We start from the raw sequence: 20127 nt of genomic DNA on the forward strand, positions 1-20127 counted from the left end.
CCCCATGAAGATAATGGGAATGCGAGAAAAAGCTACCAATAAGTAGGTAAAATATTCATGATTGTGCTGTCATCGGTTTTGCGGGAGAAAGAGGCAGGAAAGAGGAGTGCTGATGGGAACGCAGGATATGGGCCGTGCGGCGCCGCAAAGAGGCCGGGGCGAGGCGGTGCGCAAGCGCTCGGCAAAGGGCGAGATGCGCCGCGCCGAGATCGTCGCTGCCGCGGTCGAGATCTTCTCGCGCGAGGGCTATCGCGGCGCTTCGATTGCCTCCGTGGCGGCGCAGGTCGGCCTTACCCTTCCGGGCCTTCTCCACTATTTCCCAAGCAAGGTTGATCTTCTGCTTGAGGTTCTGGCCTGGCGGGACCGCCAGTCGGAGCGTAGTTTCGATCCGGATGTGGTGCATTGGCGGGCGCTGCTCGATCAGCTGGTTGCCGCCAACCGCGCCAATGCCGGCATTCCCGACATGATCCGGGTATTCTCGGTTCTGAACGCAGAAGGGCTCAGCGATGATCATCCAGCCCATGCCTGGTTTCGTGGCCGCTTCGATCGGATCACCCGGACGATGGCGGGCGCTTTTGCCCGCGGTATCGAAGCCGGCGAGGTCCGTCCTGAATGCGATCCTGAAGGCCTTGCCGTGGAAATCGTGGCAATGATGGACGGATTGCAGGTTGCCTGGCTCAGGGCGCCGGAAAAGGTCGATCTCGTTCAGCGCTTCGAGGCCTATGTCGCCAGGCTCGCTGCCGCGATCACGGTTCCGGCACGCTGAAAAAGCCGCAAGCTGCAGCTGTCCGTCTGGCTTTATTCACGCTTTCCACATGAACATGACAGGTATCAACCTTTGGGTTGTGCGCAACAGACGTAAAATTGTGGCAGCTCCGGCGACATGAAAATGCGCAATGCCGGGGCTATTTTTTCGTGATCCCTGTTTTCATGGGAAAATTCAGCGCCCTTGTGGTTGTGGCGTGATCACAATGGCCGAAATCGGGCTAAATTTGATTGCATGGTCAAAAAAAAAGACTAGTCTCCCAGCACGCACAGCGCGTGACGCCGGGCCAGATTGTTGCAACGGTCCCGTCACGAAGGCGCGTTACTCTCGCACGGTGGGTCGCGCGGGGTGCGCTTCTTCTCAAAGGCTTGGTTCGGAGGAAACATCTTGCAGATAGGCTGGTCTGCCTGATCACAGGCGTTCTTTCGGACCGTGATGAGTGGGGCCGCCAAGGTGGAAACAGGCGAGGCCCCGGTTTATACAAGGGGAAAACCATGAAAAATTTCAAAGCTTTGGCTTTGGCGACCACGGTCTTCGTGGCGCTTGGTGGTGCAGCAAGTGCAAAGACGCTGGTCTATTGCTCGGAAGGCTCGCCAGAGGGCTTTGACCCGTCCGCCTATACCAGCGGCACGACCTTCGACGCATCCTCGCGCACGATCTTCAATCGTCTGGTCGAATTCAAGCATGGCAGCACGGAGACCGAACCTGGTCTTGCCACCAGCTATGACATTTCCGATGACGGCCTGACCTACACATTTCACCTGCGTCCGGGCGTCAAGTTCCAGACCACCGACTTCTTCACGCCGACGCGTGACATGAATGCCGATGACGTTGTGTTCTCCTTCGAGCGCCAGCTCGACAAGGATAATGCATGGTATGCCTATGCACCGGGCATTTCCTGGGAATATTTCGATGCGATGAGCTTCCCGAGCCTGATCAAGAGCGTTGAGAAGGTCGACGACATGACGGTCAAGTTCACCCTGAACCGTCCGGAAGCGCCCTTCATCGCCGATCTGGCCATGGATTTCGCTTCGATCGTGTCGAAGGAATATGCTGATCAGCTCGCCGCTGCCGGCACCAAGGAACAGTTCAACCAGAAGCCGGTCGGCACGGGTCCGTTCCAGTTTGTCGCCTATCAGCAGGATGCTGTGATCCGCTACAAGGCCTTCCCGGATTACTGGGCCGGCAAGCAGAAGATCGACAATCTCGTCTTCGCCATCACCACGGACGCCTCCGTGCGCCGGCAGAAGCTTGAAGCCGGCGAATGCCAGATCATGCCCTATCCCTCGCCTGCCGATGTCGAGGCGCTGAAGGGCAATGACAAGCTGAATGTCGAGGAAAGCGCCGGTCTCAACATCGGTTACCTTGCCTATAACACCACCCAGGCGCCCTTCGACAATCCGAAGGTCCGCAAGGCGCTCAACATGGCGATCGACAAGCCGGCCATCATTGATGCCGTCTTCCAGGGGACGGGCCAGGTCGCCAAGAACCCGATCCCGCCGACCATGTGGTCCTATAATGATGCGGTACAGGATGATCCCTATGATCCCGATGCCGCCAAGAAGATGCTGGAAGATGCCGGTGTGACCGATCTGTCGATGAAGATCTGGGCCATGCCTGTTCAGCGTCCCTATAACCCCAATGCCCGCCGCATGGCAGAATTGCTGCAGGCCGATTTCGCCAAGGTCGGCGTCAAGGCCGAGATCGTCTCTTATGAGTGGGGTGAATATCTCGCCCGCTCCGGAGAAAAGGATCATGACGGTGCGGTTCTGCTCGGCTGGACCGGTGACAACGGCGATCCCGACAACTTCCTCGCCACGCTGCTTGGCTGCGATGCCGTCGGCACGTCGTCAAACGTTGCCGAATTCTGCTATCAGCCTTACGAGGATCTGATCCAGAAGGCCAAGGTCACCTCGGACATGGCCGAGCGTACCAAGCTTTACGAACAGGCACAGGTCATCTTCAAGGAACAGGCACCGTGGGCGACGATTGCCCATTCCACGGTCTATATCCCGATGACCAAGTCGGTGGAAAACTTCGTCATCGATCCGCTCGGCTATCACCGTTTCGACGGTGTCGATATCGCTGAGTAAGGTTTCAGAGACAAAGAAGAGGGCCGCCTGAACGGCCCTCTTCCCTATCAGGGCATACCCATGATCAAATTCATTCTCGGCAAGCTCCTGCTGATTGTGCCGACCTTTATCGGCATCACCATTGTCGCCTTTGGTTTCGTCCGCGTTCTGCCGGGCGATCCGATTCTGCTGATGGCCGGCGAACACGGCATTTCGCCCGAACGCTATCAGGAACTGGTGCACCAGTTCGGCTATGACAGGCCGATCGTCATACAATATTTCGATTATGTCTGGGGGCTGTTGCACGGTGATTTCGGCATTTCGCTGTCGACCAAGCAACCGGTGCTGACCGAATTTCTGGCCCGTTTTCCGGCAACCGCCGAGCTTTCCATCTGCGCCATGATCCTGGCGGTCGCAATCGGCCTTCCCGCCGGCGTCCTTGCCGCTGTCAAGCGCGGCTCCTGGTTCGATCAGGCAGCCATGGGCGCGGCCTTGACCGGCTATTCCATGCCGATCTTCTGGTGGGGGCTGCTGCTGATCATCCTGTTCTCGGGTGTGCTGGGCTGGACACCGGTTTCGGGGCGTATCTCGCTGCTCTATTATTTCCCGGCCGTCACCGGCTTCATGACCATTGATTCCCTGCTGTCAGGCCAGGAGGGCGCGTTTACCTCGGCGCTGTCGCATCTCATCCTGCCGGCCATCGTGCTCGGAACCATTCCGCTGGCGGTGATTGCGCGGCAGACGCGCTCGGCCATGCTGGAAGTGATGGGCGAGGATTATGTCCGCACCGCCCGCGCCAAGGGCCTGTCGGGCAATCGCGTCATCGGCGTTCATGCGCTCAGAAACGCGCTGATCCCGGTGGTCACCACGATCGGCCTCCAGGTCGGCATGCTGATGGCGGGCGCGATCCTGACAGAGACGATCTTTTCCTGGCCGGGTATCGGCAAGTGGATGATCGATTCCATTTCACGCCGCGATTATCCGGTTGTCCAGGGCGGCCTCGTCCTGATCGCCGGTCTCGTCATGCTGGTCAACCTTGTGGTCGATCTCATGTATGGCCTCATCAACCCGCGCATTCGCCACCAATAGGAGGACCGCCATGACCGATAACGTCACCGTCACCGCGGCCCAGCGCAGACATGTCCGCCTGCAGATGCTCGCCGAATTCTGGCATTATTTCAGCCAGAGCAAGGGCGCCGTCATTGGCCTTGCCATCATTGTCGCGCTCATTCTCGTGGCGATTTTCGCCCCCTTTCTTGCACCGCATAATCCCGATCAGCAAAATGTCGCCATGCGGCTGACGCCGCCAGTCTGGGAAGCCAAGGGCACGTTCACCTATCTGCTTGGCACCGATGCGCTCGGCCGTGATATTCTCTCGCGACTGATCTTCGGTTCACGCTTTTCACTGCTGATCGGCATTGTCGTCGTTTCCATCGCGCTGTTCTTCGGCATCGTTCTCGGCCTGCTTGCCGGTTTCTTCCGTGGCTGGGTCGATGTTGCGATCATGCGCGTCATGGACGTCATTCTTGCCTTTCCGCCACTGCTTCTGGCGCTTGTGCTGGTCGCGGTTCTCGGCCCCGGACTGTTCAATGCGATGATTGCCATCGCGCTCGTCCTGCAGCCGCATTTCGCCCGTCTGACCCGTGCCGCCGTCATGGCGGAGTCGCGTCGGGAATATGTTGTCTCCGCCCGCGTCGCCGGAGCCCGCAACGGCCGGCTGATGTTTAGAACCATCCTGCCCAACTGCCTGTCGCCGCTGATCGTGCAGGGCACGCTGTCCTTCTCGGACGCGATCCTGAATGCCGCTGCCCTTGGCTTTCTCGGCATGGGTGCCCAGCCGCCGACCCCGGAATGGGGCACGATGCTGGCTGAAGCGCGCGAATTCATTCTCTCCGCCTGGTGGGTCGTCACCTTCCCCGGCCTTGCTATCCTGATCACGGTTCTGGCGATCAATCTGGTCGGCGACGGCCTGCGCGACGCCTTTGACCCGAAACTGAAGCGGAGCTGAGCCCATGTCACTTCTCGATGTGAAAAATCTCTCCGTTTCCTTTCCGACCGCCTCGGGTCAGACAACGGTGCTGCACAAGGCCTCCTATGTCATCGACAAGGGGGAGGTGCTCGCGATCGTCGGTGAATCGGGCTCCGGCAAATCGGTTGCCATGCTGGCGGTGATGGGACTTCTGCCGCCAACGGCAACCGTGACCGCTGATCACGTGCTGTTCGAGGGCCGCGATCTGATGACCATGCCGGTCAAGGAGCGGCGCAGGATCATCGGCAAGGATATCGCCATGATCTTTCAGGAGCCGGTTGCCAGCCTCAATCCGTGCTTCACCGCCGGCTACCAGATCGACGAGGTGCTGAAACAGCATCTGAAGCTTGACCGCAAGGGCCGCCATGCCCGGGCACTGGAACTGTTGAAGGCCGTCGGCATTCCCGAGCCGGAGGAGAAGCTGAAGGCCTATCCGCACCAGATGTCGGGCGGCCAGTGCCAGCGCATCATGATCGCCATCGCCATGGCCTGCGAGCCGAAGCTGCTGATTGCCGACGAGCCGACCACCGCGCTCGACGTGACGATCCAGAAGCAGATCCTCGAACTTCTGGCGCGGCTGCAGCTGGAAACCGGCATGGCGATGATCATGATCACCCATGACATGGGCGTGGTGGCGGAAACCGCAGACCGCGTGATCGTGCAATATCACGGCCGCAAGATGGAAGAGGCCGATGTGCTGTCGCTGTTCGAGGCGCCGAAACACGCCTATACGCGGGCGCTTCTGTCGGCACTGCCGGAAAACGCCACGGGCGACCGGTTGCCGACCATCGATTACACGGCTGAATTTGCAGGAGATGGCGAATGAGCGATATCGTCGCCGAAGGCAGGAAGATCACCCGCGACTACATCATTCCCGGTGGCATGTTCGGCAAGCCGCGCACCGTGCAGGCGCTGAAGGGCATCGACTTTTCCGTCGAGCGCGGCAAGACGCTGGCGCTGGTGGGGGAATCGGGCTGCGGAAAATCGACGCTCGCCCGCATCATCACCATGATTGATCCGCAGACTTCGGGCGAACTGAAGCTTGGCGGCCATGTTGTCGATATCGCCAGGCACCGGCCGACGGCGGAGATGCGCCGCCGGGTGCAGATCGTGTTCCAGAACCCCTATGGCTCGCTCAACCCGCGTCAGAAGGTCGGCGATGTGCTGACCGAGCCGCTGCAGCTCAATACGGATCTGTCCGCATCTGACCGCCGCGACAAGGCCCATGACATGCTGAAAAAGGTCGGTCTGGGGCCGGAACATTACGAGCGCTACCCGCACATGTTCTCCGGTGGCCAGCGTCAGCGCATCGCCATTGCCCGGGCGCTGATCCTCAATCCGAGCCTGCTGGTTCTGGACGAGCCTGTCTCGGCGCTCGATCTTTCGGTACAGGCACAGATCCTCAATCTGCTGGCGGATCTGCAGGATGAGCTGCAGCTCACCTATATCTTCGTCAGCCATGATCTGTCGGTGGTGCGCTATATCTGCGATGAGATCATGGTGATGTATTTCGGTGAGGTGGTGGAACGCGGCACGCGCGACGAGGTGTTCACCGACCCGAAGCATGATTACACCAAGACGCTGTTTGCCGCGACGCCGCGCGCCGATGTCGATCACATCCGTGCCCGTCTTGCCGCCAAGCAGGCAAGGCTTGCCGCTGGCGGCTAGAGTGCCGCGCGTCCTTTTGGACGCAGCATGACGCTCTATCTCATTGGATCTACGCATCGTTCTTATGGGCGCGGATCGGCGTGACCCAATCGGACCGCGCTCTTCGCCGGCCGGACCTCGTTCCGGCCGGAACGGCCTTCTCTCTATGGCTTTGGCGGTTGCAGAAGCGGTCTGACCGTCAAAGCTCCTTTGGAAAATCGTCGCCGGCACCAATCAGCGCCAGCCCATGGGCAATGGACAGCAATTCGCCGCCGGTTTCGATCCTGGTCCTGTCAAACCGGTTCTCGAAGATGCGCCGCACCGCTGGCACGAAGGATGAGCCGCCGGTCAGGAACACCTTGTCGATATCGCCGGCCTGAAGGCCCGAGGCGGCGATGCCTTCATCAAGAGCCTCTTCCATCTGCACAAGCTCGGCGCCAATCCAGCCTTCAAAATCTGCGCGGCGCACCGTGGTGCGGCTGTTGCGGCCAAGCGGGGCGAAGAAGAATTCCGCCTCCTCCGCATCCGACAGCGCCCGCTTGGTCGCCGAGACCGCTTCATAGAGCGGATAGCCTTCGTCATTTTCGATCAGATCGATGAAGAGCTCGAGCTTGTCAGGTTCGATGGCGTCGCGCGTGAGGCTCTTCAGATCGGTAAAATCGCGCGTGGTCTTGAAGATCGACAGCTGGCTCCAGCGACCGAAACTGGCGTAATAGTTCGACGGCACATCAAGCAGCTTGCCGAAGCTCCTATATTGCGAGCCCTTGCCGATCATCGGGCTGACGACATTGTCGATCAGGCGATAGTCGAACATGTCACCGGCAACGCCGACACCGGAATGCGACAGCGGTTCGGCGGCGAGTTTGCCAGCCGTCTTCGAAAAGCGGATGATCGAATAGTCGGTGGTGCCGCCGCCGAAATCGGCGACCAGAACATTGGCATCGGATGTCAGCCTTTCGGCGAAATACCAGGCCGCGGCGACCGGTTCGAGCACGAAGCGGATCTCGGGAAAGCCGAAGCGCGACAGGGCCTCGTTATAGCGTTCAAGCGCGAGGCTCTCATCCGCGCCGATTCCGGCAAAGCGCACCGGACGTCCGGCCACGACCCGGCTCACATCTGTGGGCCAGTTATCACCGGCATAATTCATCAGCTTGCGCAGAAAAACGGTCATCAGATCGGCAAAGCTATGACGCCTGCCATGCACGGCGGTTTCCTTGAAGATCGGGCTGGCGGCATAGGTCTTGATCGACTGCAGAAAACGGCATTCACCAGGATGGTCGATCAGCGTGCGGATGGCGGCGGCTCCTGCCTCCGTCAGAAGCGGGGCGGCCGGCTGGCGGTCGCGCATGAAGGACAGGCAGGTGCGCATCGTATCGGTCTCGCCGGCAATGCTCTCGAATCGCAGCGAATGGGTCACACCGGCATTGCTGCTTTTGGTGTCTGGCATGGCAATCACGGTATTGGTCGTGCCGAAATCCAGTCCGAGAGCGGTCATGGCGACATCCTTTCGCAAAATGCATCAACAAGAGGGAAGGGGCGGCGTTTATACGCCTGTTCCTGTCGATTGCAATGGCCGGACGGCATAAAACCCGCCGCCATGGAATGGCGACGGGTTTGAAACGAGCAGCGCTTGCGATGTTACGGGGCAATCCGAACGAGGGCCAGACCAGCCTGACCGTCAGGGATCAGTCCCGGGCGCATGTCACAGCGCAGGCATGCGGCCGTTGCGGCGGGCATCCGCCATCAGAACGGCGATCGCGCAGGAACCGATGCGCGACTGCGCACCATCGGCGCGGCTCGTGAGGATGACAGGGATCCGGGCACCGAGAATGATGCCCGAGGAGGTGGCGCCGCCAAGCAGAACCAGCTGCTTGGCCAGCATGTTGCCGCTTTCCAGATCCGGCGTCAGCAGGATGTCGGCATCGCCGGAAACGACCGAGGAAATGCCCTTGATCTTGGCGGCTTCGAGGCTGATCGCGTTGTCGAAGGCGAGCGGGCCGTCAACAATGGCATTGGTGATCTGGCCGCGATCGGCCATTTTCGACAGGCAGGCCGCGTCGATCGTGGACTGAATGGCCGGGTTGACCGTTTCCACGGCGGACAGAACCGCGACCTTCGGTGTGATCGGGGTTTCGGAAATGCCGATCATCAGATCGATGGCGTTCTGGGCGATATCGGCCTTGGCGGCCAGGTCCGGCTTGATGTTCATCGCTGCATCAGTGATGAAGAAGGGCTTGGGATATTCGGGATCGACCATCGCGAAGACATGGCTGATGCGACGGCCGGTGCGCAGGCCGGCATCCTTCTTCAGCACGGCACTCATATATTCGTCGGTATGCAGGCTGCCCTTCATCAGGGCTTCGACTTCACCCTTGGAGGCAAGGGCGACGGCCTGGGCGGCGGAAGCATGGCTGTGCGGCGTGTCGACGATCTGGTAGCCGTCGATATTGATGCCGTTTTCCTCGGCAACGGCCTTGATCTTGGCTTCGGGGCCAACCAGAATCGGGATGATCAGACCTTCGTGAGCGGCTTCAACGGCACCCAGGAGCGCATCGCGGCTGCAGGGATGAACGACGGCAACGGTGATCGCGGGCTTTTCGGCAGCGCGTTTGATGAAATCCTTGTTGAACCCTGCGACGTCGAATTTGTCAGCCATGGGAATGAACTCCTTTTAGAAATTCTTTGAGAGGAAGCTTGGGAGAGCGGTGAGGCAAGCGAGCGGAAGAACAGCGAAACCTGGCCCGATATATCTTGTCATTCTGGCCTTCATTTTCTCGATCCGTCCTGCCATCCTTGCGCATCTGAACTGTCGCTTTCGGTCTGGCCGCAAGCAGAAAGTCGCATTCGTTGCATCGGCATCCCCGTCGGCGGCCGCAAGGCGCCTTTCCGGGACTGTCTCGCTGGCCTGAATGACGTTATGACGAAAGCCCGGACATGGGCAATCATGCGTTTGAAACAGGCTCGTATGCAAGTTGAGTTACGACTTAAGGCTAAGGCTTGGGCCGGGCCTTGAGCAAGATCAATCGGAAAGGCAGTGATTTGCCATTTCCGGAAATCAATGTATCGGGAGACGGTCGGATCATCAGCCGGCCCAAAGGAGACACACATGAAAGCCCTCATCGCTCTGGCTGGCGCCAACTTTGCTCTTGCGCTTCTTGCTGTCACGCCGGCGCTTGCCGAAGACGCCATCACCATTCCGCTGCCTGCCGGGGTCACGGCCGCGACCATTGATGCTGATTACGATTGCGGCGGCACGTCGGTCAAGGCGCAGTATATCAATGCCGGCGATGTTCATCTTGCAACCCTTGCCTTCGACGATCAGTTCACGGTCGCATCGGAAGCGATCGCCGCGTCAGGCGCGCGTTATGTTTCGGGCTTTTATGTCTGGTGGACAAAGGGCGATGACGCCACGCTTTACGATATGCGCAAGGGCGAGAATGATCCCGGCATTGCCTGCAAGGCTGCCGGTTGATCCGCCGTCCGGGTGTCATACACTGATATGGATCGCTTTATCCTGATTTCGGGCTGTTCGGGCGGCGGCAAGTCCAGTCTCGTCGACGCCCTCGCCGCGCGTGGCTTCAACACGGTGAGCGAACCCGGACGGCGGATCGTCGCCGAGGAAATCTCCGGCGACGGCGCCAATCTGCCCTGGAAAAATCCACGTGGATTTGCCCTGCGGCTGGTTGCGGTCGCGCTTTCAGATTACGCGGCGGCAACACGGCTTGAAGGTCCCGTCTTCTTCGACCGCGGTCTTGTCGATGCCATTTCAGCGCTCAGCCATGCGACGGGGCAGGCGGCGGATATTGCCCGCGCCCACCGCCATTTCTGTCACCGGCAGGTCTTCATGGCACCGCCCTGGCCGGAGATCTATGTGCAGGACGCAGAACGCCGGCACGGGCTTTCAGCGGCGATGGACGAATATGAGCGGCTGGCAGCCTTCTACCCGCAGCTCGGTTATGACGTCGTGGCCTTGCCGAAGACGGATATTGCTGCCCGCGCCGATTTCGTTCTCGCCCGGATCGGGTTTTGAAAGCCCGGCGTTACCTGAAACGTCCGCCGCGCTGAAGCACTTCGATCTTGTAGCCATCGGGATCGGTGATGAAGAAGAACCGGGCAAAGTCTGCGCCGTCGCGCTCCATGGTGACAAGCTTGCCGAGCGGCAGGCCGATCTTGGTCAGGCGTTCATATTCGGCATCAATGTCGTCGACCGATACGGCCAGGTGGCCATAGCCATTGCCAAGGTCATAGGCTTCGCTCTGGCCGTCATTGACGGTGAGCTCCAGTTCGAAGCCGGTGTCTTCATTGGCGAGATAAATCAGGGTGAAACCGTCGAAAGGATAGCGGTCGACGGGCTTCAGCCCGAACACGACATCGTAGAAATCGATCGAACGGGCCTCGTCGAGAACGCGAATCATCGAGTGGATCATCTTGGCCATGGTTTTTCCTCGGGTCATGGTGAAATGGCTGTGGGCACTTGGCCCCCGGCTTGCCAGAAAATTGGCTAGAGGCCAAGCCGCCAGGGCAGCTGGCGGGGCGATTTTGCCGTTGGCGCCGGCAGCCTTGACGGGTAATGTGCGGGCCGCTAACGGCATTTGCTGGCCGCAGCGCAGACGAGCGGACCGGGTGCCGGAGGGGGTGTCATGCAGAAATATGGCGTTGCGATCATCATGCCGATGTGGTCCGGACGTGCCGTTGCCGGTTCCGGTGCATCGCAATGACGGTATCAGCGCCGTCCGTCTCAGGCGTTTCCGGGGCCGGTTTTGCCATTGTGGCGACGCTGTTTTTTTCCGGCGTCGATGCCTTGGCCAAGAGCCTCGGGGCAGAGCTTTCCAGTTTTCAGGTCGTCTTTCTGCGGACAATGGGTTCGGCACTGTTTCTGGCTGTCTTCATGGGGTTTTTCCTCCGGCGCGGGATCCGTCCGGGATATATGAAAAGCCATGCATTGCGCGGTTTTCTGATGGCGGTGACGGCAATGCTGTTCTTCTATGCGGTTGCCAGGCTGCCGCTTGTCATGACGCTGGCGCTGGCCATGACCTCGCCCATCTATCTGGCGCTGATGGGGGCTTTCTTTCTCAAGGAGCGCCTGGGGAAGGCGACGCTTGGCGCCGTGCTGCTGGCAATTTCCGGGGCCGGCGTGATCACCTTTGCCCGGGTGGACGGTGACGCGGGCAGCGCTGTCGCCATGTCGCCGCTGCTGGCAGCGCTTCTGGCACCGCTGACCTATGCCGCGGGCGCGCTGGTGATGAAGATCGATTCGGTCAGCGATCATCCGGCGGCACTCTCGATGATGCAGAGCGCGTTTGCCGCCCTGTTCGCCCTGCCGACAGCGGCGATTTTCTGGCAAAGTCCCGATGCCGGCCTTTACTGGCAGATTGCGCTGATCGGGCTCTTCGGTGCGATCGGCTATCTGCTGCTGATTGCCGGGCTGTCTCGCATTCCGGCATCGGTCTATGCCGTGATTGATTATACCGCGCTCGTCTGGGCCGGGCTGTTCGGCTATCTCTTCTTTGGTGAAATCCCGACGGCGGCAACCCTTGCCGGCAGCGCGCTGATCCTGTCGGCCTGCATCCTTTCCGCGCGCGCCATGCGCCGGCGCAGCGCGATGTGAACTTTGAGGCCGCGAACCGGATCGGCCCTGCTGGCGGGCTGCGGCGTGCTTTTGAAAATCGATACCGGTCAGTCGCCGGATCGGCCAAGGCGGTTCCGGCGGCAACTGCTTTTTTTCACTTTCATGGGGGAATGCGCTTGAAAAAGCCGCCTATTCCCTGTAACAGCCCCTCTGCATTGATTGCCGCTGTAGCTCAGTTGGTAGAGCACGTCATTCGTAATGATGGGGTCGTAGGTTCGAGTCCTATCAGCGGCACCACACCGCCCTATAAAGACAAGCAATTTCAAGTGCTTGGCGCGCGTTGTGTACCACGTCAAACCCATGCGTGGGACAGGTTGACCTTGTCCATGGCCGTCAGGGCCAGTTTCCAGCGTTCAACTCGGCGGGTGTAGATCTCACTTGTTTTGGCCTCTGAATGGCCAAGGATGGCCATAATTTCATACTGGCTGCATCCGAGTTCTGCGAGCAATTCAGCCAATCCCTTGCGCACACCATGTGCGGAAAGATGCGGCAATCCGGCATCAACACACCATCGCTTGAACATTGCGGACATGCTGTCGCCGCTGGCAAATGGCTTCCCGCCACGCCCCAGCACGTAGGTTATGCCTTCGACCTTCATCGACCGCGTGGCATCTTTCAGCGGTGGCAACATGGGGATCGTCACTTCTGTCGATCCCTTCTTGCACGGCGTGAAGCGAATGGCCTCGATCCCGTCAAGAATGCATTCATGACGGCGGCCGAGAATTGTCAGATCCTCGATACGGCAGCCTGTCCAAAGCAGAACGGACATGGCGACATGTGGCTTTGTTCCAGGCTTATGCTTGGCGAAGAAAGCTTTTACGTCAGTCGCTTTCCATGGGGTGGACCCGCTGCCCTTGATGTAGATCTTCTCGATGCCGTGTGCCGGGTTTTGCGACAAATAGCGCCGCTTCGCAGCCCAGTCATACATAACCCCGATGGCTGCGATGAAGGCGTCCGCCTGCGCAGGCGTGGCGCTCATTTCGTCCTGCATCTCGATCAGTTTTTCCTGAGGTATCAGCATCACCCGGTCGGGGCGCTTAAGCAGTCGGGCAAGTAGGTTTTTCTTTTTCTTCAGGGTCTTTGCACTTGTTGTGCCGGCTTCAACGCGCTTGGCGAGGTATTCGAGGTAGCTGTTGACCAGCCACCCGATTGATTTTGGCTTGGCATAGTCTGATGCCTGACGCAGTGGCTCCGGTTTCTCGCCGCGCCGGGCCGCCAGATATTGCCGCTGAAAGTCATCATCCCCCGGCTGGCAATGGATCTTGATCTTGCGTTTCGGGTTTCCCTCCGGGCGCACGCGATAGCGAAAATTGCCGCTGGGAAGCTCTTCGCGAACAAGTCCGGGGAAATCGACTTTCATTGCATGACCTACCATTTTTCAAGATCCCCATCATCTATCGGTCTTCGAGGGCTCTCCAGATCGGCAAAGTGGATTTCAACCTTTCCACCGTCTATGCACATCTTATCCACAGTCAGGCCGGCTTCGCGCGCAACCTTCAGATACGAGCGAACTGTCGCTGGGCTGGCACGCTGCTTTCGGTTTTGTGGCAATATGGTCATGGTCTTGCTCCTCAAAACGGAAAGTCGTCATCAAGATCGGGCGGGCTTTGGTGCGTTGTCGCGCCTGAGCGCGTGCGCTCATGCCCATAATCAGATGGATCTGGCGCGGGCGGCGGGCGGTTGCCGCCTGGGCCGTCGAGCATGGTCAGCGCCGCGTTGAAGCCCTGCAGCACGACCTCGGTCAAATAGCGGTCCTGGCCAGCATTGTCTTGCCATTTGCGGGTCTGCAACTGGCCCTCGATATAGACCTTCGCTCCCTTCTTCAGGAATTGCTCAACGAGCTTCACCAGTGGCTCGCTGAAAATGACGACGCGGTGCCATTCGGTGCGTTCTTTTCGCTCGCCAGTTGTCTTGTCGCGCCAGCTTTCCGAGGTGGCTATGCTGAGATTGGCGATCTTTCGACCATTCTGTGCGGTGCGGATATCGGGATCGGCGCCGAGATTGCCGATCAGGATGACTTTGTTGACCGATTCGGCCATCTCATTCTCCTTTGTGCGGGCGAACCGACAGGATGTCGGCATATTGATCGAGCGCCAGTGCCTTTCGGCGCGCTTCCTCTGCGGTCTTTGCTTCTACGATTTGGTCGTGCGGCGGGGTGTCGTAAGGCCAGGCTCTGTTTTCCATGCGAACAACGAAGCGCATGGCGGCTTCAAAGGCTGTTCAGCGCTGCATGTGCCGCCGCAGCGTGGGATTGATCCAGAAGACGGTCACGGCCGATGAGATCGCCCAACAGCGAAAGAAAAGCCTCCTCGGCCTTCATCGGCCCCCATGGCACGATTGCCCCACGGGTGAGCGGCCTTTTCAGCCGCGGAAACGCCTTCGCGGCTTCAGGCCCGAAAAGCGCGATGGCCGCATAGCAGGTCATGCGTCGATCCATTGTTTCGACAAGATAGCGCTGGCGGTTGGTCCAGATGTCGGGCGTGGGGAGGCCGGCTGCGGAATAGATAGCTTTATCCCAATCAGATTTCAGCGTCGCCAAGCCGTGGCGAAAGGCTCGCCCTGCGCCAGTAAGTTGCCGTTCTGCATGTAGTGCGATCGCATCCTGGGCGGGCATAGTGATGTCTCCGATAAAAGCTTCGTAGGCGTCATGCAGTATGAACAGCGCAGCCGTTACGTCGTCCGCTCTCTCACAGCGTAGGGCTTCTGCACCCATGACGCAGTGCTGTGCTATTGAATATGAAGGACCGACATGCTGACTATTGAAGCGTGGAAACTTAGAAAGAGTTCTTGAGATTGTCGGGAACACGATTTCTTGGCTCATTAATGACATACATTTCATCATTCTAGCAGGTGTCTGAAACAACGATATCGGAGCAGAAGTGCAATGACCTTTCATCGATGATCCCCTTTTGTTCCTTTGCGCATACCAATTGGTGAGGAAAAGCGGTCACGTGTCCCCATGGAGCATATTGACCGACCGTAAAATGAAAGCATATCTTTCATTTTACGGTCGGTCAATATGCTGTCTAATCAGAAGAGCGGAGGTTGGCGCAATTAGCGCAGATTGTCATCCTAGACTGCTATGTTGTGGTAGATAAAATCTATCAAGCAGATGTCGGGAAGTATCTAGACAATGATCTTAAAATCAATATTAGGAATTTTTTTTGCAGAGATGAAAAATAATGACGAGTAATTAGAGATATATCTGAAGACACATCGTTTGAGAGCACGTTTCCCCATTCGTCAGGTCTGTATCTCATGATATTTGAGAACGTGCTAAGTATTAGAAATTGAGTGGCGATCTCCGGTAATATTACCGGAAAGAATGGGTTTTCAATAAACCAAAATTTCCCTCTAATGTCTGTGTATATCGTGGCGCGAATATCACTGGCAGATGATGCAGGGACTGTTACAATGGCTTTTCCATGGCTTTCAGACTGGGGGAAGCCCGGGAATGATTTATCCAGCTCGGTCTTTGAGGGTTTCCTATTGCCGTCACCGATTTGAAACTCCCACGTCACTGTCCTTGGATTGCTCGCGTTAACAATTTCGAGCGGGTAGCATCTGCTTTGCCTACGCGTCGTTAACTCATAGTATTCTGACATCTCGGGTATCATACTTAAAAGTGTTCCGAGAGCGGTCGTAAATCTTGTGTTGTGATAATTTATAAGGGAATCTCGACAGTCAATGCTGAACGATAAATTCGCCGACGTTATTGGTTGAGCCGGAAATGATCCTACAAGGTCACTGAATGTTCCCTGTGGAAGGTCTCCACCAAACTGAGATACTATGTCTTGCGGTAGGTAGGACATTCCGTGCGACCCGGGCAGCATGTCTTTCCTGAATCTGAGGGGATTATTTAATATTATGATTCCGTAAGAATATGCAGTCATTGAGTAGAATAAGTTGAGTGGCTTAACCATTAATGATCCGTCTCGGCCGGCTACAAATAGCTCTCGACCTTGTGTTAAGCAATTTTTTATTCTGGATGCCTCATTTTCATTTATCCCTGATTTTTTATCTCTTCCAGAGCATAGCTTTCTAATCTTGTATGTAGATTGAATTTCCTTTACATTCTCTATACTTTCAACTAATTCAATTGTCGATGCATCAAAATCCAATGGATCTATTACGATGTGGCTTCTCGGGTCGTATTGATTGCATCTCTCAGTAGTTTCTTTCGAAATGAGATTATAATTTTTGGCGGGTACGAGATTTGGGTCTTTTAAGTCTTTGAGCTTAAGGCTTTCTTTGTACTTAACAATATCTTTGAAAGTCTGACGTTCGTCTGCTTTGAAATTTGCCCATTTGTTGTCGGCTTCTCGGTGAGCTCTTTGGAGAGCTTCGTAGTCATATTCTGTGTCAAACGTTGCTTGATTCGAGGCCGTTGTCGTATCGATGCGATCGAGTGCTATTTCTTCGAGCATGGGAAGTACCAGTTTTCGATGACTAATTTTGCCAAAAAAATAGTATTTTCAACGTTACAAGTAAATATCTCAAGCAGGATGTTTCTATAGATAAAGAGTGGAAAGCCTATATTTTGGTGCGTTAGCGTCGAGCAATCACACCACAAATCCGTCCAATGATCGTCAGACGCTCCAGTTCAACAGTGAAGCTCTGCAGGCTCATATTGTCTGAGATAATGATCACCTCCGGCGGGTTGCTGAAGGGCACGCGCTGAAGCCGCTTGATTTGTGGCTCTCCGTAGCCGTCAGAAATCGCATAGACCGTGTCGGAAGAGAGTGTCGTCTGCGCAAGGTCGACCAACACGCGGTCGCCGGGCTGGTAGGTCGGAACCATTGAGTCGCCAACGATTTCCATGACGACAGTGTGCTTAGGAGAGGCCTTGGCTTCGTTGCGCAGGTAATCGACCGGTAATGTCCATTCCGCCTTCACTGCATGTCCTGAGATAGTCTCTCTTCCGATCGGAAGGTTGATGACTTCGCCGAGTTGCCCTTGGCCCGCCCCCAACTTGCCGTCGATTTCTGGAATCGAACCTTCCTGCGATCCCTTCCAATGTTCTCGTGTGAATACGGGGATTGCCTCGTCCTGGTCTTGCGATTCTGGCTCAAAGCTCGAAATACCCACTGGCTTCGGCGTGCCCCGATTATAGGCGAGCCAGTCGAGGCTGACCTTGGCGACCTGGCAGATGCGGGTGAGGTTATCGAGGCCGACATCCTTGCCCAGTTCCCAGTTACCAACGGCGCCGCGCGTAATGGGCTGGCCGTGCTGGCTCAACAGGTCGGCAAATTCCTCCTGAGATCTGATCTTCAGGATTTCCTTGCGGACGAAGCGGATGCGCGCGCCGCGCTCTTTGTCTGTCTTTCGCTGAGCTATCATGCGCGCACTATGCCCGACGAAAGGCAACCTTTCATCGAAAGATATGCTTGCATTAAAAGGAAAGAAATGCTTTCATTATCGTCATGAAAGCGATTTGCGAACAAGCTAAGCAGCGGGCCGGTGGTCCAGCCGCTCTTGCCAAAGCTCTGGGCGGCGTGAGCTGTCAGGCTGTTTCCCAGTGGAAACGGGTACCTGTCGGTCGCGTCCTTGCTGTTGAGGCACTGACAGGTCTTTCGCGATATGCGCTTCGCCCTGACATTTTCGGCTCTGCTCCGGAGGTCAATCTGAAACAAACGGAGCGATCCTGATGCACTTTCTTCCATGCGGCCCTCCGTGATCTGAGGCTGACCATATCACCCTAGCGGCGGGGGAAACGCCGATCACCGAATGACACCGAAACACTCATTCCGAAAGCGGATGCTTTGCGGGAGCAGGACAGTTGCGCTCAATTTCCGAAAAGACAGGTCAGATGTTGAAGGCAGTTTGCCGCCGGGCGGTCGATATCGTCGGCGGGCCGGAGAATTTTCAGCATTGCACACGGGTAGGGCAGGCCCAGCTCTCGCGCTACACGCTGCCATCGCCCGACTTTGCCAAATATTTCATGCCGATCGACGTGGCACTGGAAGCCGATCTCGAGGCAGGCATGCCGATCATCACCGCAGAGCTTGCGCGGCTGCAAGGCTATCGGCTGGTGCGCGATGATGTTGCGTATGACGGGGAGCCACTTGGATACAGGGATATTGGCGAACTGAACCGAGGCGTTGGCGCTCTCTTGAATGCGGCTTTTGAGGCCATGGAAGACGGCAGCGTTGATCCGCAAGAAAAGCGTCGTCTGCGCCGGCTTCTCGACAAGGTCCGTAGATTGCTCGCGATGTTTGCCGATCGGGTGGAAGGAAGCTGCGAATGAGCTTCTGGACCGATGCGAATGTTGTCCGCGCCGCTGCGCTAAGCCGCCAGGGCATGAGCTACGGGCAGATTGCCACGCATCTTGGCGTAAGCCGCAATGCCGTTGCCGGGCTTGCCCGTCGCAAGCGCGATCTCTTTCCGAAAATTGCGCATGAGCCGGTAGCCGCGGCCAAATCTGCTGCGCCGGCGAAGCCTGCGCCTCGAACGAAAGCCAAGGCTGAGCGTTTCGCCTGGACGGATGAACTGCGCCAGCGCGCCGCCGCGCTTTGGGCTGATGGCAAGAGCTATCGGGCAATCGGCGAGACGCTTGGCTGCGATCGGACAACGGTTGGCGTGCTGGCGAAGCAGCGGCGCGATCTGTTGCCGAAGCGGGAAAAGAGCGAGCCTGCCGCCGCTTCGAAAAAGCCGGCCAAGGCAACGGCCCGCATGGCGCATTTCGGCCTGCCATTCCGTCACACGACATTTCGGGGCACGGAACGCGACCTGTCCGAACACGCAATTGAAGGTGTTGAACCGAAGACTTTTGCGGCGCTTACCGCGCGCGAATGCCGATTTCCGCTGGTCGCCTTTGATGCCGCTGGCGGGCCGGACATGCCGTGTTGCGGCGCTGAGACCATGCTCGGCCAAAGCTGGTGCGCGCACCATTTCCGCATCGTCTTTCCGGGAAGGGCTGCGCCATGACGCGCCCTTTGCCCCGCGATCTTTACGACGTTTTCCCGTCTCACAGGAGCAAGACCATGAATGCAATGCCACGCGTGACACGTATCATCTGCCCGGAATGCATGGGCGAGGGCTATCTGGCTTATAAGCGCCAGCGCTGCCAGACCTGTGCCGGAAATGGCCGGGTGAGCGTCAAGGACGCCACAGACTACGCCATCAAGTGCCGAATGACCGCTGAAGCCATGGAAATGGGGCCTCTGCGCGATCCGGTACGCGAAGAGCTGTTTCGGATCGCCGATCAGGTCTTTGACACGGTCGGCCTGGTCGCGCCCTGGCGCAGCCACAAGGTGCTGGATCGCACCGGCGGCTATCGGCCGGCAGAAATCAGCCGTTCCGTAAGGCTTCGCATTCTCGACCTTTGGGAAACCGAGCTTCTGACGACGGCGGAAATCGGCCGCGTGTGCCGCGTGGCTGAAGCGGATGTTTGCCGGGTTCTCGATCGGGCAGGGCGGGGCGATGACTGAGATCCGCCTCTATCTGGCAACCGATGCCCCGGAGAAGGCGTGCCTGATGGTGTTTCATCGCGGGCTTTACGGCCTGCCGGAATGGGCGGCCGTGGCTGACAGCGTGGCGGCGATAGAGGCCATTCCGGCCGGTTCGCGGGTGCAGGGCTATTGGTTCACCGAAACGCTCGACAGCATTGAAATGCAGGAAGCCTATCGCCGCCGTTGGCAAAGCGGCGCGGTTGCCGGGATGACGGCGGAATTTGCGGCCCAGTTGGATGACTGGTGCGCTCGGCGCGATGCGGCGGAAGCGGCGTTGATTGCTCGCCCGGCGCCAGCTGTTGAAGCACCGCTGCACGCGGCAGGGGGCAGAAAATGGAGCTGACCCGACTGCCAAAGGAGGCGCGCGATCACCGCTTCGGCGAGTTTGAGATTGGCGAGGACTTTCGCCATGCGCCTGACCGGTTCCAGCTGGAAGCACGCCTTTTGCTGGAAGAAAAGCTCGATGAGCGGTTGAAGCGCAGAAGTGAGATAACGGAATGCTTCTAAATCCTGCCGATCGATATCCGCCGATG

25 protein-coding genes and 1 tRNA gene are annotated in these 20127 nt (G+C 57.9%); 16 read left to right on the plus strand and 10 right to left on the minus strand.

The features are described from left to right. Nucleotides 1–112 precede the first annotated feature (112 nt). From HCK86_RS17285 to HCK86_RS17310, 6 genes are all read left to right on the plus strand, one after another. The gene (locus HCK86_RS17285) at nucleotides 113–766 is read left to right on the plus strand and encodes a TetR/AcrR family transcriptional regulator (RefSeq protein WP_246739651.1); all 654 of its coding nucleotides are present in this window, start codon (nucleotides 113–115) and stop codon (nucleotides 764–766) included. A gap of 494 nt (nucleotides 767–1260) precedes the next feature. Then, nucleotides 1261–2859, plus strand: a complete 1599-nt coding sequence (locus tag HCK86_RS17290) for an ABC transporter substrate-binding protein (RefSeq protein ID WP_176085722.1) — start codon at nucleotides 1261–1263, stop codon at nucleotides 2857–2859. A gap of 60 nt (nucleotides 2860–2919) precedes the next feature. Beyond that, nucleotides 2920–3927 carry an ABC transporter permease subunit gene (locus HCK86_RS17295; protein WP_176085723.1) on the plus strand — a complete coding sequence of 336 codons (1008 nt, stop codon included), beginning with the start codon at nucleotides 2920–2922 and terminating at the stop codon, nucleotides 3925–3927. 10 nt (nucleotides 3928–3937) lie between these two features. Then, on the plus strand, nucleotides 3938–4846 hold the full coding sequence (locus HCK86_RS17300) for an ABC transporter permease subunit (RefSeq protein ID WP_176085724.1): 909 nt from the start codon (nucleotides 3938–3940) through the stop codon (nucleotides 4844–4846). A 4-nt stretch (nucleotides 4847–4850) separates the two neighbouring features. Beyond that, a complete protein-coding gene (locus tag HCK86_RS17305; protein WP_176085725.1) occupies nucleotides 4851–5693 on the plus strand; it encodes an ABC transporter ATP-binding protein in 843 nt (280 codons plus the stop codon). After that, nucleotides 5690–6535 carry a dipeptide ABC transporter ATP-binding protein gene (locus HCK86_RS17310; RefSeq protein WP_176085726.1) on the plus strand — a complete coding sequence of 282 codons (846 nt, stop codon included), beginning with the start codon at nucleotides 5690–5692 and terminating at the stop codon, nucleotides 6533–6535. The genes HCK86_RS17305 and HCK86_RS17310 overlap by 4 nt, the downstream gene beginning before the upstream one ends. A gap of 178 nt (nucleotides 6536–6713) precedes the next feature. Here the strand turns inward: HCK86_RS17310 and HCK86_RS17315 are convergent, their stop codons facing one another. Beyond that, nucleotides 6714–8009 (minus strand): Hsp70 family protein, encoded by a 1296-nt coding sequence (locus HCK86_RS17315; protein ID WP_176085727.1) that lies wholly within the window; start codon nucleotides 8007–8009, stop codon nucleotides 6714–6716. Between the two features lie 207 nt (nucleotides 8010–8216). Next, a complete protein-coding gene (locus HCK86_RS17320) occupies nucleotides 8217–9170 on the minus strand; it encodes a bifunctional enoyl-CoA hydratase/phosphate acetyltransferase (RefSeq protein ID WP_176085728.1) in 954 nt (317 codons plus the stop codon). Between the two features lie 450 nt (nucleotides 9171–9620). Here HCK86_RS17320 and HCK86_RS17325 point away from each other — a divergent pair, with 450 nt between their 5' ends. Together HCK86_RS17325 and HCK86_RS17330 are read left to right on the plus strand one after the other, a co-directional pair. Further along, nucleotides 9621–9986 (plus strand): MliC family protein, encoded by a 366-nt coding sequence (locus HCK86_RS17325; RefSeq protein ID WP_246739652.1) that lies wholly within the window; start codon nucleotides 9621–9623, stop codon nucleotides 9984–9986. A 27-nt stretch (nucleotides 9987–10013) separates the two neighbouring features. After that, a complete protein-coding gene (locus HCK86_RS17330; protein WP_176085730.1) occupies nucleotides 10014–10544 on the plus strand; it encodes an AAA family ATPase in 531 nt (176 codons plus the stop codon). Nucleotides 10545–10554: 10 nt separating this feature from the next. Here HCK86_RS17330 and HCK86_RS17335 read toward each other — a convergent pair whose 3' ends face one another. Continuing rightward, entirely contained in the window at nucleotides 10555–10950 is a 396-nt protein-coding gene (locus HCK86_RS17335; protein ID WP_176085731.1) for a VOC family protein, read from the minus strand. 278 nt (nucleotides 10951–11228) lie between these two features. Here HCK86_RS17335 and HCK86_RS17340 point away from each other — a divergent pair, with 278 nt between their 5' ends. Both HCK86_RS17340 and HCK86_RS17345 read left to right on the plus strand, forming a co-directional pair. Next, the gene (locus HCK86_RS17340) at nucleotides 11229–12122 is read left to right on the plus strand and encodes a DMT family transporter (protein ID WP_176085732.1); all 894 of its coding nucleotides are present in this window, start codon (nucleotides 11229–11231) and stop codon (nucleotides 12120–12122) included. Nucleotides 12123–12304: 182 nt separating this feature from the next. Then, nucleotides 12305–12380 (plus strand) — tRNA-Thr (locus HCK86_RS17345). Nucleotides 12381–12435: 55 nt separating this feature from the next. On the opposite strand, the gene HCK86_RS17350 is transcribed toward HCK86_RS17345, so the two are convergent. The 7 genes from HCK86_RS17350 to HCK86_RS17380 all read right to left on the minus strand — a co-directional run bounded on the left by HCK86_RS17350 (nucleotide 12436) and on the right by HCK86_RS17380 (nucleotide 17483). After that, nucleotides 12436–13503: a tyrosine-type recombinase/integrase gene (locus HCK86_RS17350; RefSeq protein WP_246739653.1), complete on the minus strand. Its 1068-nt coding sequence runs from the start codon at nucleotides 13501–13503 to the stop codon at nucleotides 12436–12438. Nucleotides 13504–13511: 8 nt separating this feature from the next. Next, nucleotides 13512–13703, minus strand: coding sequence for a hypothetical protein (locus HCK86_RS17355; RefSeq protein ID WP_176085734.1), 192 nt, complete (start codon nucleotides 13701–13703; stop codon nucleotides 13512–13514). A gap of 11 nt (nucleotides 13704–13714) precedes the next feature. Further along, nucleotides 13715–14182: a single-stranded DNA-binding protein gene (gene ssb / locus HCK86_RS17360; protein ID WP_176085735.1), complete on the minus strand. Its 468-nt coding sequence runs from the start codon at nucleotides 14180–14182 to the stop codon at nucleotides 13715–13717. A 1-nt stretch (nucleotide 14183) separates the two neighbouring features. Beyond that, a complete protein-coding gene (locus HCK86_RS17365; RefSeq protein WP_176085736.1) occupies nucleotides 14184–14345 on the minus strand; it encodes a hypothetical protein in 162 nt (53 codons plus the stop codon). Between the two features lie 7 nt (nucleotides 14346–14352). After that, on the minus strand, nucleotides 14353–14856 hold the full coding sequence (locus HCK86_RS17370) for a hypothetical protein (RefSeq protein ID WP_176085737.1): 504 nt from the start codon (nucleotides 14854–14856) through the stop codon (nucleotides 14353–14355). A 391-nt stretch (nucleotides 14857–15247) separates the two neighbouring features. Next, on the minus strand, nucleotides 15248–16570 hold the full coding sequence (locus HCK86_RS17375; protein ID WP_176085738.1) for a YaaC family protein: 1323 nt from the start codon (nucleotides 16568–16570) through the stop codon (nucleotides 15248–15250). Nucleotides 16571–16691: 121 nt separating this feature from the next. Continuing rightward, nucleotides 16692–17483 carry a S24 family peptidase gene (locus tag HCK86_RS17380; RefSeq protein WP_176085739.1) on the minus strand — a complete coding sequence of 264 codons (792 nt, stop codon included), beginning with the start codon at nucleotides 17481–17483 and terminating at the stop codon, nucleotides 16692–16694. Between the two features lie 83 nt (nucleotides 17484–17566). On the opposite strand from HCK86_RS17380, the gene HCK86_RS17385 reads away from it, so the two are divergent. The 6 genes from HCK86_RS17385 to HCK86_RS17410 all read left to right on the plus strand — a co-directional run bounded on the left by HCK86_RS17385 (nucleotide 17567) and on the right by HCK86_RS17410 (nucleotide 20101). Then, nucleotides 17567–17791 carry a Cro/CI family transcriptional regulator gene (locus HCK86_RS17385; protein WP_176085740.1) on the plus strand — a complete coding sequence of 75 codons (225 nt, stop codon included), beginning with the start codon at nucleotides 17567–17569 and terminating at the stop codon, nucleotides 17789–17791. Between the two features lie 161 nt (nucleotides 17792–17952). Next, nucleotides 17953–18390: a hypothetical protein gene (locus HCK86_RS17390; RefSeq protein WP_176085741.1), complete on the plus strand. Its 438-nt coding sequence runs from the start codon at nucleotides 17953–17955 to the stop codon at nucleotides 18388–18390. After that, a complete protein-coding gene (locus HCK86_RS17395) occupies nucleotides 18387–19070 on the plus strand; it encodes a GcrA family cell cycle regulator (RefSeq protein ID WP_176085742.1) in 684 nt (227 codons plus the stop codon). The genes HCK86_RS17390 and HCK86_RS17395 overlap by 4 nt, the downstream gene beginning before the upstream one ends. A 56-nt stretch (nucleotides 19071–19126) precedes the next feature. After that, a complete protein-coding gene (locus HCK86_RS17400; protein ID WP_176085743.1) occupies nucleotides 19127–19573 on the plus strand; it encodes a hypothetical protein in 447 nt (148 codons plus the stop codon). Further along, a complete protein-coding gene (locus tag HCK86_RS17405) occupies nucleotides 19566–19937 on the plus strand; it encodes a hypothetical protein (protein ID WP_176085744.1) in 372 nt (123 codons plus the stop codon). Before HCK86_RS17400 ends, HCK86_RS17405 begins: the two co-directional genes overlap by 8 nt. After that, nucleotides 19928–20101, plus strand: coding sequence for a hypothetical protein (locus HCK86_RS17410; RefSeq protein ID WP_176085745.1), 174 nt, complete (start codon nucleotides 19928–19930; stop codon nucleotides 20099–20101). The genes HCK86_RS17405 and HCK86_RS17410 overlap by 10 nt, the downstream gene beginning before the upstream one ends. Nucleotides 20102–20127: the final 26 nt, after the last annotated feature.

Origin of the sequence: Martelella sp. HB161492, from assembly GCF_013184775.1 — a bacterium.
Classification (GTDB): domain Bacteria; phylum Pseudomonadota; class Alphaproteobacteria; order Rhizobiales; family Rhizobiaceae; genus Martelella.

Bases quoted from the DNA above. Each gene is read 5' to 3' on its own strand.
- HCK86_RS17325 (WP_246739652.1), top strand. From the start codon at position 9,621: ATGAAAGCCCTCATCGCTCTGGCTGGCGCCAACTTTGCTCTTGCGCTT.
- HCK86_RS17405 (WP_176085744.1), top strand. From the start codon at position 19,566: ATGACTGAGATCCGCCTCTATCTGGCAACCGATGCCCCGGAGAAGGCG.
- HCK86_RS17315 (WP_176085727.1), bottom strand. From the start codon at position 8,009: ATGACCGCTCTCGGACTGGATTTCGGCACGACCAATACCGTGATTGCC.
- HCK86_RS17305 (WP_176085725.1), top strand. From the start codon at position 4,851: ATGTCACTTCTCGATGTGAAAAATCTCTCCGTTTCCTTTCCGACCGCC.
- HCK86_RS17350 (WP_246739653.1), bottom strand. From the start codon at position 13,503: ATGAAAGTCGATTTCCCCGGACTTGTTCGCGAAGAGCTTCCCAGCGGC.
- HCK86_RS17395 (WP_176085742.1), top strand. From the start codon at position 18,387: ATGAGCTTCTGGACCGATGCGAATGTTGTCCGCGCCGCTGCGCTAAGC.
- HCK86_RS17335 (WP_176085731.1), bottom strand. From the start codon at position 10,950: ATGGCCAAGATGATCCACTCGATGATTCGCGTTCTCGACGAGGCCCGT.
- HCK86_RS17410 (WP_176085745.1), top strand. From the start codon at position 19,928: ATGGAGCTGACCCGACTGCCAAAGGAGGCGCGCGATCACCGCTTCGGC.
- HCK86_RS17310 (WP_176085726.1), top strand. From the start codon at position 5,690: ATGAGCGATATCGTCGCCGAAGGCAGGAAGATCACCCGCGACTACATC.
- HCK86_RS17400 (WP_176085743.1), top strand. From the start codon at position 19,127: ATGAATGCAATGCCACGCGTGACACGTATCATCTGCCCGGAATGCATG.
- HCK86_RS17290 (WP_176085722.1), top strand. From the start codon at position 1,261: ATGAAAAATTTCAAAGCTTTGGCTTTGGCGACCACGGTCTTCGTGGCG.
- HCK86_RS17330 (WP_176085730.1), top strand. From the start codon at position 10,014: ATGGATCGCTTTATCCTGATTTCGGGCTGTTCGGGCGGCGGCAAGTCC.
- HCK86_RS17320 (WP_176085728.1), bottom strand. From the start codon at position 9,170: ATGGCTGACAAATTCGACGTCGCAGGGTTCAACAAGGATTTCATCAAA.
- HCK86_RS17385 (WP_176085740.1), top strand. From the start codon at position 17,567: ATGAAAGCGATTTGCGAACAAGCTAAGCAGCGGGCCGGTGGTCCAGCC.
- HCK86_RS17355 (WP_176085734.1), bottom strand. From the start codon at position 13,703: ATGACCATATTGCCACAAAACCGAAAGCAGCGTGCCAGCCCAGCGACA.
- HCK86_RS17285 (WP_246739651.1), top strand. From the start codon at position 113: ATGGGAACGCAGGATATGGGCCGTGCGGCGCCGCAAAGAGGCCGGGGC.
- HCK86_RS17340 (WP_176085732.1), top strand. From the start codon at position 11,229: ATGACGGTATCAGCGCCGTCCGTCTCAGGCGTTTCCGGGGCCGGTTTT.
- HCK86_RS17375 (WP_176085738.1), bottom strand. From the start codon at position 16,570: ATGCTCGAAGAAATAGCACTCGATCGCATCGATACGACAACGGCCTCG.
- ssb (WP_176085735.1), bottom strand. From the start codon at position 14,182: ATGGCCGAATCGGTCAACAAAGTCATCCTGATCGGCAATCTCGGCGCC.
- HCK86_RS17380 (WP_176085739.1), bottom strand. From the start codon at position 17,483: ATGATAGCTCAGCGAAAGACAGACAAAGAGCGCGGCGCGCGCATCCGC.
- HCK86_RS17300 (WP_176085724.1), top strand. From the start codon at position 3,938: ATGACCGATAACGTCACCGTCACCGCGGCCCAGCGCAGACATGTCCGC.
- HCK86_RS17295 (WP_176085723.1), top strand. From the start codon at position 2,920: ATGATCAAATTCATTCTCGGCAAGCTCCTGCTGATTGTGCCGACCTTT.
- HCK86_RS17365 (WP_176085736.1), bottom strand. From the start codon at position 14,345: ATGCGCTTCGTTGTTCGCATGGAAAACAGAGCCTGGCCTTACGACACC.
- HCK86_RS17370 (WP_176085737.1), bottom strand. From the start codon at position 14,856: ATGGGTGCAGAAGCCCTACGCTGTGAGAGAGCGGACGACGTAACGGCT.
- HCK86_RS17390 (WP_176085741.1), top strand. From the start codon at position 17,953: ATGTTGAAGGCAGTTTGCCGCCGGGCGGTCGATATCGTCGGCGGGCCG.